Annotated in this window: 17 protein-coding genes; all 17 read left to right on the top strand. The window is 31.4% G+C overall.

Going from position 1 to position 14,066, the window contains the following annotated elements; translation table 11 throughout:
• Window positions 1–180 precede the first annotated feature (180 nt).
• Window positions 181–1,518, top strand: coding sequence for an aminotransferase class V-fold PLP-dependent enzyme (locus tag HMPREF2953_RS00005; protein ID WP_070671196.1), 1,338 nt, complete (start codon window positions 181–183; stop codon window positions 1,516–1,518).
• A 1-nt stretch (window position 1,519) separates the two neighbouring features.
• Entirely contained in the window at window positions 1,520–2,137 is a 618-nt protein-coding gene (gene tmk / locus HMPREF2953_RS00010) for a dTMP kinase (protein ID WP_002488165.1), read from the top strand.
• A 27-nt stretch (window positions 2,138–2,164) separates the two neighbouring features.
• Entirely contained in the window at window positions 2,165–2,494 is a 330-nt protein-coding gene (locus HMPREF2953_RS00015) for a cyclic-di-AMP receptor (protein WP_002455851.1), read from the top strand.
• A gap of 175 nt (window positions 2,495–2,669) precedes the next feature.
• Entirely contained in the window at window positions 2,670–3,596 is a 927-nt protein-coding gene (locus HMPREF2953_RS00020; protein ID WP_070671201.1) for a DNA polymerase III subunit delta' C-terminal domain-containing protein, read from the top strand.
• Window positions 3,597–4,400 carry a PSP1 domain-containing protein gene (locus tag HMPREF2953_RS00025; RefSeq protein ID WP_049334927.1) on the top strand — a complete coding sequence of 268 codons (804 nt, stop codon included), beginning with the start codon at window positions 3,597–3,599 and terminating at the stop codon, window positions 4,398–4,400.
• A 16-nt stretch (window positions 4,401–4,416) separates the two neighbouring features.
• Window positions 4,417–4,809, top strand: coding sequence for a DNA replication initiation control protein YabA (gene yabA / locus HMPREF2953_RS00030; protein WP_002455850.1), 393 nt, complete (start codon window positions 4,417–4,419; stop codon window positions 4,807–4,809).
• 121 nt (window positions 4,810–4,930) lie between these two features.
• Complete coding sequence (locus tag HMPREF2953_RS00035) at window positions 4,931–5,656, top strand: tRNA1(Val) (adenine(37)-N6)-methyltransferase (RefSeq protein WP_070671203.1); 726 nt, start codon at window positions 4,931–4,933, stop codon at window positions 5,654–5,656.
• A complete protein-coding gene (locus HMPREF2953_RS00040; protein ID WP_002488157.1) occupies window positions 5,649–5,897 on the top strand; it encodes a GIY-YIG nuclease family protein in 249 nt (82 codons plus the stop codon). The genes HMPREF2953_RS00035 and HMPREF2953_RS00040 overlap by 8 nt, the downstream gene beginning before the upstream one ends.
• 1 nt (window position 5,898) lies before the next feature.
• Window positions 5,899–6,741 carry a 16S rRNA (cytidine(1402)-2'-O)-methyltransferase gene (rsmI, locus tag HMPREF2953_RS00045; protein WP_002455848.1) on the top strand — a complete coding sequence of 281 codons (843 nt, stop codon included), beginning with the start codon at window positions 5,899–5,901 and terminating at the stop codon, window positions 6,739–6,741.
• A gap of 225 nt (window positions 6,742–6,966) precedes the next feature.
• Window positions 6,967–8,943: a methionine--tRNA ligase gene (metG, locus tag HMPREF2953_RS00050; protein ID WP_002449967.1), complete on the top strand. Its 1,977-nt coding sequence runs from the start codon at window positions 6,967–6,969 to the stop codon at window positions 8,941–8,943.
• Window positions 8,944–8,966: 23 nt separating this feature from the next.
• Window positions 8,967–9,737 (top strand): TatD family hydrolase, encoded by a 771-nt coding sequence (locus HMPREF2953_RS00055; RefSeq protein ID WP_002449955.1) that lies wholly within the window; start codon window positions 8,967–8,969, stop codon window positions 9,735–9,737.
• Between the two features lie 149 nt (window positions 9,738–9,886).
• The gene (gene rnmV / locus HMPREF2953_RS00060) at window positions 9,887–10,435 is read left to right on the top strand and encodes a ribonuclease M5 (protein ID WP_037555729.1); all 549 of its coding nucleotides are present in this window, start codon (window positions 9,887–9,889) and stop codon (window positions 10,433–10,435) included.
• 2 nt (window positions 10,436–10,437) lie between these two features.
• On the top strand, window positions 10,438–11,328 hold the full coding sequence (gene rsmA / locus HMPREF2953_RS00065) for a 16S rRNA (adenine(1518)-N(6)/adenine(1519)-N(6))-dimethyltransferase RsmA (protein WP_002455845.1): 891 nt from the start codon (window positions 10,438–10,440) through the stop codon (window positions 11,326–11,328).
• Between the two features lie 99 nt (window positions 11,329–11,427).
• Window positions 11,428–11,691 carry a biofilm formation stimulator Veg gene (gene veg, locus HMPREF2953_RS00070; RefSeq protein WP_002449940.1) on the top strand — a complete coding sequence of 88 codons (264 nt, stop codon included), beginning with the start codon at window positions 11,428–11,430 and terminating at the stop codon, window positions 11,689–11,691.
• Between the two features lie 276 nt (window positions 11,692–11,967).
• Complete coding sequence (gene ispE, locus HMPREF2953_RS00075; protein ID WP_070671205.1) at window positions 11,968–12,816, top strand: 4-(cytidine 5'-diphospho)-2-C-methyl-D-erythritol kinase; 849 nt, start codon at window positions 11,968–11,970, stop codon at window positions 12,814–12,816.
• A gap of 14 nt (window positions 12,817–12,830) precedes the next feature.
• The gene (gene purR, locus HMPREF2953_RS00080; protein ID WP_002449943.1) at window positions 12,831–13,655 is read left to right on the top strand and encodes a pur operon repressor; all 825 of its coding nucleotides are present in this window, start codon (window positions 12,831–12,833) and stop codon (window positions 13,653–13,655) included.
• A 15-nt stretch (window positions 13,656–13,670) separates the two neighbouring features.
• Window positions 13,671–14,051 carry a RidA family protein gene (locus HMPREF2953_RS00085; protein ID WP_002449962.1) on the top strand — a complete coding sequence of 127 codons (381 nt, stop codon included), beginning with the start codon at window positions 13,671–13,673 and terminating at the stop codon, window positions 14,049–14,051.
• The last annotated feature ends 15 nt before the right edge of the window (window positions 14,052–14,066 follow it).

Consider the following 14,066-nt stretch of genomic DNA (forward strand, 5'->3'; position numbering starts at 1 on the left):
GCCGATATTGAGACCGTGAGGTCTCTTTTTTTATGTCGAAATTTATAGAAAGTGTTTGGAGCTAATGAATCGAGAAGAAATCAAGCAACAGAAATTTTAGCGTTTCTTTTATTTTTTTAAATTATCTATTAAAATAGGAGATATTTAAAGGTATATAAGGTATATGAGGAGAGGACTTAATTGAAATTACCTATCACTCAAAAACTTGATGATTTAATTCATCATCATGCTATCTCATTACATGTTCCAGGACATAAAAATATGACTATCGGTTATTTAGATGCATTATCTTTGAAAATGGATATGACTGAAATTACGGGTCTAGATGATTTACATCATCCAGAAGATACTATTTTAGAAAGTATGAATGGTGTAAATAAGCATCCCAATTATGATGCTTATTATTTAGTTAATGGTACAACTGCAGGCATTTTATCAGTTATACAAGCATTTGCTCATATAAAAGGTCGTTATTTAATTAGCCGTAATGTACATAAATCAGTTTTTAATGCTTTAGATTTAACTCAACAATCTGCAGATATTTTGCCTATGTATAGAAGTGATAAAAGTTACCAGTATTTAGCACCTTTGATAGATACTAAAATGTTACGACATCAAAAACTCGCTGTAGTTACTTATCCAAATTATTATGGAGAATGCTTTGATATCAATCAGTGTGTTAAACAATTTCATGATTACAATATACCCGTTTTAATTGATGAGGCTCATGGTGCCCATTTTAATTTGAAACACTTTCCTAAATCAGCTTTAGAATCAGAAGCTGACTATGTTGTTCAATCGTATCACAAAACTTTGCCTACACTTACTATGGGATCAGTATTATTTATTCATAAAAATGCACCTTTGAAAGATGAAGTTATTAAATATTTAGGTATTTTTCAAACTTCTAGTCCATCTTATTTGGTAATGTCGAGCATTGAACTAGCGCATCAATTTTATAATTCCTATGACAGTAGTCTCTTTTTTGAAAAAAGAAAACAATTTATTGAAACGTTAAGACAACAGCATTTTGAAGTTATTGAAGTCGAGGATCCATTAAAGCTTATTGTTCGAGCAAATGGGCATACGGGTTTTGAAGTACAACGTTATTTTGAAAAGAATCATATTTATATTGAATTAGCTGATGATTATCAAATACTCATTGTCTTACCATTATGGCATTTTAATGATAGATATCCTTTCGAAACATTACTGCATAGAATAAAAACTATACAATTACCTAAAAAAGCAAAAGTAAAGCTAGAGCCGGTTTTATTGCCGCTAGAAAAAAGTGTTTATGTATCAAAACATATTAATCATGCATATTGGATAAATATTAATAAAGCACAACATAAAGTATTAGCACAACATATTGTGCCTTATCCTCCTGGAATTCCTGTGTTTTGGAAAGGAGAAAAAGTGACTAAAAATATGATAAAATTGATGCAATATTATCTTTCACATAGTATACGTGTTGAAGGTATTAAAAACGATAAAATATTAATTAAGGATGAATAATATGGCTGCATTTATAACATTTGAAGGGCCTGAAGGTTCTGGGAAAACTACAGTGTTAAATCAGATTAATAAGTTGTTATCTGAAAATTATAATGTTATTTCTACTCGAGAACCAGGTGGAGTATCTACGGGGGAAGAAATACGTAATATCTTACTAGATGGTGAAAATATTGATATACGTACAGAAGCATTGTTATTTGCAGCATCTAGAAGAGAACATTTGGTTGAAAAAGTGATACCCGCTTTAAAAAATAATAAAGTAGTCTTATGTGATCGATATATTGACAGTTCTTTAGCATATCAAGGGTATGCACGGGGTATAGGTATAGAAGAAGTTAAAAAAATAAATGAATTTGCAATTAATGGACTTTATCCAGACTTAACAATTTATCTTGATATTGATGCTGAAGTGGGGAGAGAACGAATACTAAAAAATCAAAGAAGTCAGAATCGATTAGACAAAGAAACACTAACTTTTCATCAAAAAGTAATTGAGGGGTATAAAACATTAATTAAAACTAATCCTGAGCGTTTTAAAGTAGTTGATGCTACACAAAGCATCGAAAGCGTCATAAGTGATACGTATGAGATCATTTTAAGTTACTTAAAAAACTTATGATATAATAATATGGAGAGGTGTATTAAAATGAAAATGATTATAGCGATCGTTCAAGATCAAGATAGTCAAGAACTTTCAGACCAACTCGTAAAAAATAATTTTAGAGCTACTAAACTAGCAACAACTGGTGGATTCTTAAGAGCAGGAAATACAACATTCTTATGTGGTGTAGATGATGAACGTGTTGATGAAGCGTTAACCGTCATTGATAATACGTGTGGTAATAGAGATCAACTTGTTTCACCAATGACGCCAATGGGTGGTAGTGCAGACTCTTACATACCTTATCCTGTTGAAGTTGAAGTTGGAGGCGCTACAGTATTTGTAATGCCAGTAGAAAAATTCCACAGATTCTAAACTTAATTTAAAATTAAATAAAGTTTTAAAAGATAATTTTCAAAGAGCCTGAAACATATTTTTATGTTATCGGCTCTTTATCATATACATTATAATTAATTGCTGAATGATAAATGCGACTGAAAAATTTAATGATATAATTTTAAAATGAACGATGAATAGGGAGTATGCAAATATGGAGGAATTACAAAAATTAACTAATGCTTTTCATTCGAATAAATTATCACATGCCTATTTGTTTGAAGGTGATGATGCACAATCAATGAAACATGTAGCGATGGAATTTGCACAACTTATTCTTTGTAATGGAAATGAACAATGTGAATTGAAATTGCGTAATTTTAATCATCCTGATTTTACATATATATCCTCTGAAGAATCTACTATAAAAAAAGAACAAATTGAACAACTTGTACGCCAAATGAACCAATTACCTATTGAAGGTACATATAAAGTTTATATCATAGAGGACTTTGAAAAGTTAACTGTTCAAGGTGAAAATAGTATCTTAAAATTTTTAGAGGAACCTCCAGAAAATACTATTGCAATTTTAATTTCTACTAAACCAGAACAAATATTAAATACGATTCACTCTAGATGTCAACATATGTATTTTAAACCAAGTGACACATCGCATTTTATCGATAAACTTGTCGATAATGGTATTAATCGAGCTATTGCTGAAATGTTAAGTTCATATACGACACAAATTGAGGTAGCCAAAGACCTTAATGAAGAGTATGATTTAATTGAATTAAGAAAAGTAATCGTTCATTGGTGTGAATTATTATTAACAAATAAACCAATGGCCTTGATTAGTGTGATTGATGTGTTAAAAAATGCTAAAAATCGAAAACTACAACTTCTTACTTTGTCTGTTATCAATGCTTTTTTTGAAGATATGATGCATGCTAAAGTCGGGATTGAGGATAATTTCATTTTTACTGATCTTAAACCACTCATTAAGGAATACATAACACGATTAACACTTAATCAAATGATATTAATGTATGATCAAATTATAGAAGCACATAAAAAATTGATACAGAATGTGAATCCGATGCTCGTATTTGAACAAATCGTAATTAAAGGTGTGAGTTAAATGCCAAATGTAGTAGGTGTGCAATTTCAAAAAGCAGGTAAATTGGAATATTATGCACCGAATGATTTAAAATTAGATAGTGAAGATTGGGTTGTAGTTGAATCTAAGCGAGGCATTGAAATAGGTATAGTAAAGTTGACTTCAAAATGTGTAAATGATGAAGATGTGACATTACCGTTAAAAGATATTCTACGTATTGCAACTGAAGAAGATATACAACAATACAAACAAAATGAAAAAGATGCAGAGCAAGCACTAATTTTATGTAAACAGTTAGTGAAAGATCAAGACTTAGATATGCGCTTAGTGAATTGTGAGTATACTTTAGATAAATCGAAAGTCATTTTTAATTTTACTGCTGATGATCGTATCGATTTTAGAAAGTTAGTGAAAGTATTAGCTCAAAATTTAAGAACACGTATTGAACTTAGACAAATTGGCGTTCGTGATGAAGCAAAACTACTAGGTGGAATTGGACCATGTGGACGTTCATTATGTTGTTCAACATTTTTAGGAGATTTTCAACCGGTATCTATCAAAATGGCAAAAGATCAAAATTTATCATTAAATCCAACTAAGATTTCTGGTGCATGTGGACGTTTAATGTGTTGTCTTAAATATGAAAATGATTATTATGAAGAAGCTCGTGCACAATTACCAGATGTAGGCGATGAAATTCATACACCGGAAGGTACTGGAAAAGTTGTAGGATTAAATATATTAGATATTTCGATGCAAGTGAAGATTGATGGTTTAGAGCAACCTTTAGAATATAAAATGGAGGAATTAGCTACATTTAATTAAGGAGAGTGTCTTTCTTTTGAATCGCAATGATTTATTCGAAAAAATCGTAAAATTAGAAAGTAACGTTAATGTATTAACTCAAGAGATGACTGAACTTAAATCTTTAGCTATTCAATTGATAGAAGAAAATGTAACGTTACAAGTAGAGAACGATAATTTAAAAGCGCTAATGGCTAAAAGTGAACAAGATGTTGAATCAACAAAAGCCAATAGTGAAAGTCCACATAATAAAAAATCAAATGAAAATGACTTTAAAAGTGCAATTAAAAATGTAAAAAAACCTTTACCAAGTAAAGACAATTTAGCTGTTTTGTATAGTGAAGGTTTTCATATTTGTAATGGTGAATTATTTGGTAAACATCGTTATGGTGAAGATTGTTTATTATGCATGAATGTTTTAAATAGTTAAATCCATAACGAAGAATGATAAGTGGATGGTATAATCTTAATTTTTAGGAGAGATGAATTTCAACACAATAAAATTTCGGATTTTGTGTTGTGATACATCTCTTTTTTAGGAGATAACATATATGTTGAAGGAACAAGAAAGATTAGATGATTTAATTAAGGAGAACTTAAAGATCATTCAAAATGATGAGGTGTTTTCTTTTTCTACTGATGCACTTTTATTAGCACATTTTACTAAAGTACGAAAAAATGATAGCATTCTAGACTTGTGTGCCGGAAATGGTGTTATTGCTTTATTATTAGCTGCAAAAAGTCATCAAAAAATAGAAAGTATTGAAATCCAAGAACAGTTGGCAGACATGGCTCAACGAAGCTTTAAATATAATCAATTAGAAGAGCGTTTATCTATGCATAATATGGATTTAAAAGATGTGTATCAAACGTTTAAACCCTCTCAGTTTACATTAATAACCTGTAACCCACCTTACTTTAAACGCAATCAACTTCATCAACACCAAAAAGAAGCACATAAAATAGCACGACATGAAATTATGTGTAGTTTAGAAGATTGCATGTTTGCAGCACGACATTTATTAAAACAGGGTGGACGTCTAGTTATGATTCATCGTGCTGAACGACTTATGGATGTATTAACTGAAATGAGACAAGCTAATATTGAACCTAAACGTATTGTATTTATTTATAGTAAGCATGGTAAATCAGCAGTCACTATTGTTGTTGAAGGAAGAAAAAATGGTAATCAAGGACTAGAGATTGCACCACCATTTTATATTTATAATGAAAATGGTGAATATAGTGAGCAAATGAAAGAGGTTTATTATGGGTAATCACTTTGTATATATCGTACGTTGCAGTGATAACAGTTTATACACCGGGTATACTAATAATATTGAGGTACGTATCAATAAACACAATGCTGGGAAAGGCGCTAAATATACAAAAATAAGACGTCCGGTAGTGTTAGTATATCAAGAAATGTACGACACAAAATCAGAAGCTTTACGCAGAGAATATGAAATTAAGACATTTACAAGACAAAGAAAATTAAAATTGATTGAGGAGGGGTAATATGGCAACTTTATACTTAGTAGGGACACCTATAGGTAATTTAGGTGACATTACATTTCGAGCAATTGAAACATTAAAACAAGTAGATATCATTGCATGTGAAGATACGAGAGTAACTAAAAAGTTATGTAACCACTATGATATTACCACTCTATTAAAATCATATCATGAACATAATAAAGAACAGCAGACAGATTATTTAATTCAATTACTTAAAGAAGAAAATAATATTGCGCTTGTATCAGATGCAGGGTTGCCGTTAATTAGCGATCCAGGATATGAACTTGTTGTTGAAGCACATAAACATAACATTGCTGTAGAAACCATTCCAGGACCTAATGCAGGATTAACTGCACTAATGGCAAGTGGTTTACCTTCATTTACATATACTTTTTTAGGCTTCTTGCCACGAAAAGAAAAGGAAAAAGTGAATATTTTATCTCAACGAATGTATCAAGATAGTACTTTAATTATCTATGAGTCTCCATTTAGAGTGATTGATACCCTAAAAGCGATTATTAAAGTAGATTCAAAAAGACGTGTAGCAGTAGGTCGTGAACTTACTAAAAAATTTGAACAAATTGTTATGCTTGAAGTATCACAATTATTAGAAGCGATTGAAAATCAAGAGATTCCACAAAAGGGAGAATTTGTGATTTTAATTGAGGGTGCCAAAGCTCAAGAAACAAAACAATGGTTTGAAGATGTAACGATTATAGATCATGTTAATCATTATATTGAGACTCAAAATTTAAAACCTAAGAAAGCAATAAAAGTAGTAGCAGAAGAACGACAGATGAAAACAAGTGAGATTTATGATATTTATCATAATATTAAATCGTAAAATTGATAAAATCTTGTATCATAGTGATAGAAAAATACCATAAAATATTAATTTATGGTAATGTTAATAAGATACGATAATGTATATTCTATATGGGTTATAATGAATAAGATAGCTGTTTTATGACAAACGTTATATTAAACATTCATTAGAAAATAATTAAAAATTTAGATAAAATTTAAAGTGAACTAGTCATTAAGACATGAACGAAAGGGAGGACTACTGATGGCGAAAGAAACATTTTATATTACAACCCCTATTTATTATCCTAGTGGTAATCTGCATATTGGTCACGCATATTCTACAGTTGCTGGTGATGTAATTGCACGATATAAACGCATGCAAGGATATGATGTTCGTTACCTTACAGGTACAGACGAACATGGTCAGAAAATCCAAGAAAAAGCGCAAAAAGCAGGAAAAACAGAATTAGAGTATTTAGATGAAATGATTGCTGGAATCAAACGCTTATGGGCTAAATTGGAAATCTCAAATGATGATTTTATTAGAACTACAGAAGAACGTCATAAACAAGTGGTAGAAAAAGTATTTGAACGTTTATTAAAACAAGGTGATATTTATCTTGGTGAATATGAGGGATGGTATTCTGTTCCTGATGAAACGTATTATACTGAATCTCAACTTGTAGACCCTGTTTACGAAAATGGTAAAATCGCAGGCGGTAAAAGTCCAGATTCTGGACATGAAGTTGAATTAGTTAAAGAAGAAAGTTATTTCTTTAATATTAATAAATATACAGATCGTTTATTAGAATTTTACGATGCGAATCCTGATTTTATTCAACCTCCATCTAGAAAAAATGAAATGATTAATAACTTTATTAAACCAGGATTAGAAGACTTAGCAGTTTCACGTACGTCATTTGATTGGGGGGTAAGAGTTCCATCTAACCCTAAACATGTAGTTTATGTATGGATTGATGCTTTAGTAAACTATATTTCTTCTCTTGGATATTTATCAGATGATGATTCATTATTCCAAAAATATTGGCCAGCAGATGTACACTTAATGGCAAAAGAAATTGTTCGTTTCCATTCTATTATTTGGCCTATCTTACTTATGGCTCTTGATTTACCTTTACCGAAAAAAGTATTCGCGCACGGATGGATTTTAATGAAAGATGGAAAAATGAGTAAATCTAAAGGTAATGTAGTAGATCCTAATGTTCTCATTGATCGTTATGGCTTAGATGCTACACGCTATTACTTAATGCGTGAATTACCATTCGGATCTGACGGAGTATTTACTCCGGAGGCATTTGTTGAACGTACTAATTTCGACTTAGCAAATGATTTAGGTAACTTAGTTAACCGTACGATTTCTATGATTAATAAATATTTCCAAGGAGAGCTCCCTGCATACCAAGGACCAAAACATGAATTGGATGAAGATATGGAAGCATTAGCACTTGAAACTGTGAAGAATTTCCATGACAATATGGAAAGTTTCCAATTCTCAGTAGCATTATCTACAGTTTGGAAGTTAATAAGTCGAACAAATAAGTACATCGATGAAACCACTCCATGGGTTTTAGCTAAAGATGAAAGTCAAAAAGATATGTTAGGAAATGTAATGGCACACTTAGTTGAAAATATTCGTTTTGCAACTGTATTATTGCGTCCATTCTTAACACATGCGCCTAAAGAAATTTTTAAACAATTGAATATTAATAATTCAGATTTATACGAATTATCAAGTTTAGAGCATTATGGTGCATTACAAGAACCAATTATGGTTACTGAAAAACCTTCTCCAATCTTCCCAAGATTAGATTCAGAGGATGAAATTGCATTTATTAAAGAATCAATGCAACCACCTAAATCTAGTGAAGATGATAAAGAAGAAGTACCAAGTAAATCGCAAATTGATATTAAAGATTTTGATAAAGTTGAAATTAAAGCTGCAACTGTTATTGATGCAGAAAATGTACCGAAATCAGATAAATTATTAAAAATACAAGTTGATTTAGGAGCAGAACAACGTCAGATTGTTTCAGGTATTGCGAAATTCTATCGTTCAGAAGATATTATTGGCAAAAAAGTGGCTGTTGTAACTAACCTAAAGCCAGCAAAATTAATGGGGCACAAATCTGAAGGTATGATATTATCAGCTGAAAAAGATAAAGTATTAACGTTAGTAAGCTTACCGAGTGCAATTCCAAATGGTGCAATTATAAAATAAATATAGCCGTTAGGAGAGATAAAATGTTAATAGATACACATGTTCATTTAAATGACGAACAATATGATGAAGATTTAAGTGAAGTGATATCTCGTGCAAGAGAAGCGGGCGTTGACCGTATGTTTGTCGTAGGATTTGATACTAAGACAATTGAACGTACTATGGAACTTATTGATGAATATGACTTTATTTATGGTATTATCGGTTGGCATCCTGTAGATGCAATAGATTTTACTGAAGAGCGTTTAGAATGGATTGAATCATTAGCTCAGCATCCTAAAATTATCGGTATTGGAGAAATGGGATTAGATTATCATTGGGATAAATCTCCAGCTGATGTTCAAAAAGAAGTGTTTAGAAAGCAAATTGCTTTAGCTAAACGCGTTAAGTTACCTATTGTCATTCATAATCGTGAAGCAACTCAAGATTGTGTAGATATTTTAATGGAAGAACATGCAGAAGAAGTTGGAGGTATTATGCATAGTTTTAGTGCATCACCTGAAATTGCAGATGTCGTTATTAATAAACTTAATTTCTATGTTTCATTAGGCGGACCAGTCACATTCAAAAATGCAAAACAGCCTAAAGAGGTCGCTAAACATGTTCCAATGGATCGTTTATTAGTTGAAACAGATGCACCTTATTTATCTCCACATCCTTATAGAGGAAAACGTAATGAACCTGAACGTGTCACGCTTGTTGCACAACAAATTGCAGATTTACGTGATATGACATACGAAGAGGTATGCCGTCAAACTACAGAAAATGCAGAAAGATTATTTAATTTAAATTAATAATCCTCAGTATGAGAAAGATGTAAAACATCATCTATCGTAATGCTATCTAATAGTGAATGACGATAATATGTGCATCTTTCTCATTTTTTTATAGTATAACCGTTATAATAGAAATGAGATTAAGTGAAAGGTAATGGTAAATGAATATGAGAATAAATGAATTTATCGTTGTCGAAGGCAGAGATGACACAGAACGAGTTAAGACAGCTGTGGAATGTGATACGATTGAAACAAATGGAAGTGCCATTAATAGAGAAACGTTGGCAGTGATTCAGAATGCTCAAGAAACAAGAGGCGTGATTGTATTAACTGATCCTGACTTTCCAGGTGATAGAATTAGAAATATTATTACTGAACACGTACCGGGAGTTAAACATGCCTATGTCGATCGTGAAAGAGCGAAAAATAATCGTGGAAAAATTGGGATAGAACATACACACCCTGACGATATAAAGACAGCCTTAATGCATGTGAGTTCTCCTTTTGAAGAAGGAGAAGAGTCGATAGATAAAAGTGTATTAATTGATTTAGGTTTAATTATTGGTAAAGATGCGAGACGTAAGAGAGAAATACTTGGACGTAAATTGCATATTGGACATTCTAATGGCAAACAATTACTAAAAAAATTAAATGCTTTTGGTTATACTGAAGAAGACGTACGACGTGCATTATCAATGGATAAGGAGAATAAGTAAAGATGGATAGAAAAGATATAGCTACACCTTCTAGAACAAAAGAACTATTAAATCAATTTGACTTTAATTTTAAGAAAAGCTTAGGTCAAAATTTCTTAGTAGATGTTAATATTATTCATAAAATTATTGATGCAAGTCATATTGATAAGTCGACAGGCATAATTGAAGTGGGTCCTGGTATGGGATCATTAACAGAGCAACTCGCTAAAAGTGCTAAAAAAGTGTTGTCATTTGAAATCGATCAACGTTTAATTCCAGTTTTAAAAGAAACACTTCATCCCTATGACAATGTAACAATTATAAATGAAGATATATTAAAAGCTGATATAGCTACCGCTGTGAACATGTATTTAAATGACTGCGATAAAATTATGGTAGTAGCGAATTTACCCTACTATATTACGACTCCGATTTTACTTAATTTAATGCAACAAGATATCCCCATTGATGGTTATGTAGTGATGATGCAAAAAGAAGTTGGAGAGCGTTTAAATGCAGAAGTAGGTACAAAAGCATATGGTTCTTTATCTATTGTGACTCAATACTATACAGAAACGAGTAAAGTACTCACTGTCCCTAAATCAGTGTTTATGCCGCCACCAAATGTTGACTCGATTGTTGTAAAATTGATGCAAAGAGAGAAGCCTCTTGTTTCAGTAGATGATGAACAAGCTTTCTTTAAACTTGCAAAAGCTGCTTTTGCTCAAAGACGTAAAACGATTAATAATAACTATCAGAATTTCTTTAAAGATGGTAAAAAATATAAATCACAAATTCATCAATGGTTAGAAAATGCAAATATTGATCCTAAACGTCGTGGAGAAACCCTTTCTATACAAGATTTTGCACGATTGTATGAAGAAAAGAAAAATTTCCCAGAATTAGAAAATTAAATTATTGACAAAGTGTCATTACCTTGATAAAATTTAAATTTTATTTGACATATTACTTCGAAATGTGATATTATGTAATCTGTAGCGAGGTGGAGCAATATGCCAAAATCAATTTTGGACATCAAAAATTCTATTGATTGTCATTTAGGAAATCGTATTGTACTTAAAGCCAACGGTGGTCGAAAAAAAACAATCGAACGTTGTGGAGTGTTAAAAGAGACATATCCTTCAGTATTTATTGTTGAATTAGATCAAGATAAGCATAATTTTGAAAGAGTGTCGTATACATATACGGATGTTCTTACAGAGAACGTACAAGTTTCATTTGAAGAGGATAATCATCAAGAAGTAGTTGCACACTAAATTCGAACATATAAATATAGAGTTGTTTAGTGTACTACAAACTCTATCATTAAAAACATATTGGGTGTTGGGCTGTTTAAGTTCAACACTCTTTTTAATTCTTAATCACTTTTAATAAAATAATAATTTAAATAAATCAAGATTTGCAGTTGAAATTAAGATCATTTATCTCCTAATTTATTAACTTTTAATTATAATTTATAATGTAACTATCAAATATTTTAAGTCTTTATGTTAAAATCATTTTAATACTATTGATGAAGAGAGGGCGGAAAAATGATATATGAAACGGCACCAGCCAAAATTAATTTGACGCTCGATACACTTTTCAAAAGAAATGATGGTTACCATGAAATTGCTATGATAATGACAACAGTAGATCTGAATGATAGATTGTCTTTTCAGAAAAGAAATGATAATAAAATTGTTGTAGATATAGAACATAACTATGTTACTAATGATCATAAAAATCTCGCCTACCAAGCAGCTAAACTGATGATGGAAACATATCAACTTAAACAAGGCGTCACGATTTCGATTGATAAAGATATTCCGGTTTCTGCTGGATTAGCTGGGGGATCAGCTGATGCTGCTGCTACGATGCGAGGAATTAATCGTTTATATGAATTAGGCGCATCTTTAGAAACACTAAGCCAATTAGGCCTTCAAATTGGGACAGATGTTCCATTTTGCATCTATAATAAAACTGCTATATGTAAAGGGAGAGGCGAAAAAATTAAATTTCTAGACAAGCCTCCTTCTACATGGGTGGTATTAGCAAAACCTAATCTTGGAATATCTTCTCCAGATATTTTTAAAGAACTTAATTTGAAAGATGATTATGATGTACATACAGAAATGTGTGAAGAAGCGATTAGACAGGGGGATTATATGAAATTGTGTAAGAGTTTATCTAATCGTTTAGAAACCGTTTCTATGTCCATGTATCCAGAAATTAAAAAAATTAAAAATAATATGTTGCGTTGTGGTGCTGATGGAGCACTAATGAGTGGGAGTGGACCTACTGTATATGCATTCGCTCAAAAGGAGAGCCAAGCAAAGAAGGTATATAATGCTGTAAATGGCTGTTGTAACGAAGTGTATTTAGTAAGATTATTAGGATAGAAAGGCTGGAACTTATGAGGTATAAAAGAAGTGAACGTATTGTCTTTATGACACAATATTTAATGAACCATCCAAATCAGTTAATTCCATTAACTTTTTTCGTGAAAAAATTTAAACAAGCAAAGTCATCGATTAGTGAAGACGTTCAAATCATCAAAAATACGTTCCAAAAAGAAAAATTAGGAACTGTAATTACAACAGCTGGCGCAAGCGGCGGTGTAACCTATAAACCAATGATGAGCAAAGAAGAAGCAATCGAAATTATAGAAGAAATCATTACGATGCTACAAGAAAAAGAGCGCTTATTACCAGGTGGATATTTATTTTTATCGGATTTAGTTGGGAACCCATCATTACTTAATAAAGTAGGGAAACTCATTGCTAGTATTTACATGGATGAGAAACTAGATGCAGTAGTGACGATCGCAACGAAAGGGATATCACTTGCCAATGCAGTAGCAAACGTATTAAATTTACCTGTAGTAGTTATTAGAAAAGACAATAAAGTTACTGAAGGTTCTACGGTTTCCATTAACTATGTTTCAGGCTCATCAAGAAAAATTGAAACGATGGTCTTATCGAAACGCACATTAGCCGAAAACTCAAATGTGTTAGTTGTAGATGACTTTATGAGAGCAGGCGGTTCAATAAATGGTGTAATGAATCTTATGAATGAGTTTAAAGCAGAGGTGAAAGGGGTATCTGTACTAGTAGAATCAAAAGAAGTAAAACAAAGATTGATTGAGGATTATACTTCTTTAGTCAAATTATCAGATGTTGACGAATATAATCAAGAATTTAAAGTTGAACCTGGTAATATCTTGTCTAAATTTTCTTAAAAGGAGTTATACACCATGAAAACAATTAATACTAATAAAGCACCTGAAGCGTTAGGACCATATTCTCATGCAATGGTCGTGAATAATTTAGTATTCACATCAGGACAAATTCCATTAGATACTGAAGGAAACATCGTAAGTAGCGATGTCAAAGAACAAACAAAACAAGTATTAGAAAATTTATCTGTTGTACTTGAAGAAGCAGGTTCTGATTTAAACTCTGTTGTAAAAGCAACCATTTTTATTTCTGATATGAATGAATTTCAACAAATTAATGAAGTTTATGGTAGCTACTTTAATGAGCATCAACCTGCGCGAAGTTGCGTAGAAGTGTCTCGCTTACCAAAAGACGTTAAAGTTGAAATTGAATTAGTAGGTAAAGTTAAAGGAATATAATTTACTTAATTAACA

This window comes from Staphylococcus sp. HMSC072E01, from assembly GCF_001814125.1.
Classification (GTDB): domain Bacteria; phylum Bacillota; class Bacilli; order Staphylococcales; family Staphylococcaceae; genus Staphylococcus; species Staphylococcus hominis.

Coding starts and splice junctions, on each gene's coding strand:
- tmk (WP_002488165.1), top strand. CDS start 1,520: ATGGCTGCATTTATAACATTTGAAGGGCCTGAAGGTTCTGGGAAAACT.
- purR (WP_002449943.1), top strand. CDS start 12,831: ATGAGGTATAAAAGAAGTGAACGTATTGTCTTTATGACACAATATTTA.
- metG (WP_002449967.1), top strand. CDS start 6,967: ATGGCGAAAGAAACATTTTATATTACAACCCCTATTTATTATCCTAGT.
- HMPREF2953_RS00085 (WP_002449962.1), top strand. CDS start 13,671: ATGAAAACAATTAATACTAATAAAGCACCTGAAGCGTTAGGACCATAT.
- rsmI (WP_002455848.1), top strand. CDS start 5,899: ATGGCAACTTTATACTTAGTAGGGACACCTATAGGTAATTTAGGTGAC.
- HMPREF2953_RS00055 (WP_002449955.1), top strand. CDS start 8,967: ATGTTAATAGATACACATGTTCATTTAAATGACGAACAATATGATGAA.
- rsmA (WP_002455845.1), top strand. CDS start 10,438: ATGGATAGAAAAGATATAGCTACACCTTCTAGAACAAAAGAACTATTA.
- HMPREF2953_RS00035 (WP_070671203.1), top strand. CDS start 4,931: ATGTTGAAGGAACAAGAAAGATTAGATGATTTAATTAAGGAGAACTTA.
- ispE (WP_070671205.1), top strand. CDS start 11,968: ATGATATATGAAACGGCACCAGCCAAAATTAATTTGACGCTCGATACA.
- HMPREF2953_RS00020 (WP_070671201.1), top strand. CDS start 2,670: ATGGAGGAATTACAAAAATTAACTAATGCTTTTCATTCGAATAAATTA.
- veg (WP_002449940.1), top strand. CDS start 11,428: ATGCCAAAATCAATTTTGGACATCAAAAATTCTATTGATTGTCATTTA.
- HMPREF2953_RS00015 (WP_002455851.1), top strand. CDS start 2,165: ATGAAAATGATTATAGCGATCGTTCAAGATCAAGATAGTCAAGAACTT.
- rnmV (WP_037555729.1), top strand. CDS start 9,887: ATGAGAATAAATGAATTTATCGTTGTCGAAGGCAGAGATGACACAGAA.
- HMPREF2953_RS00025 (WP_049334927.1), top strand. CDS start 3,597: ATGCCAAATGTAGTAGGTGTGCAATTTCAAAAAGCAGGTAAATTGGAA.
- HMPREF2953_RS00040 (WP_002488157.1), top strand. CDS start 5,649: ATGGGTAATCACTTTGTATATATCGTACGTTGCAGTGATAACAGTTTA.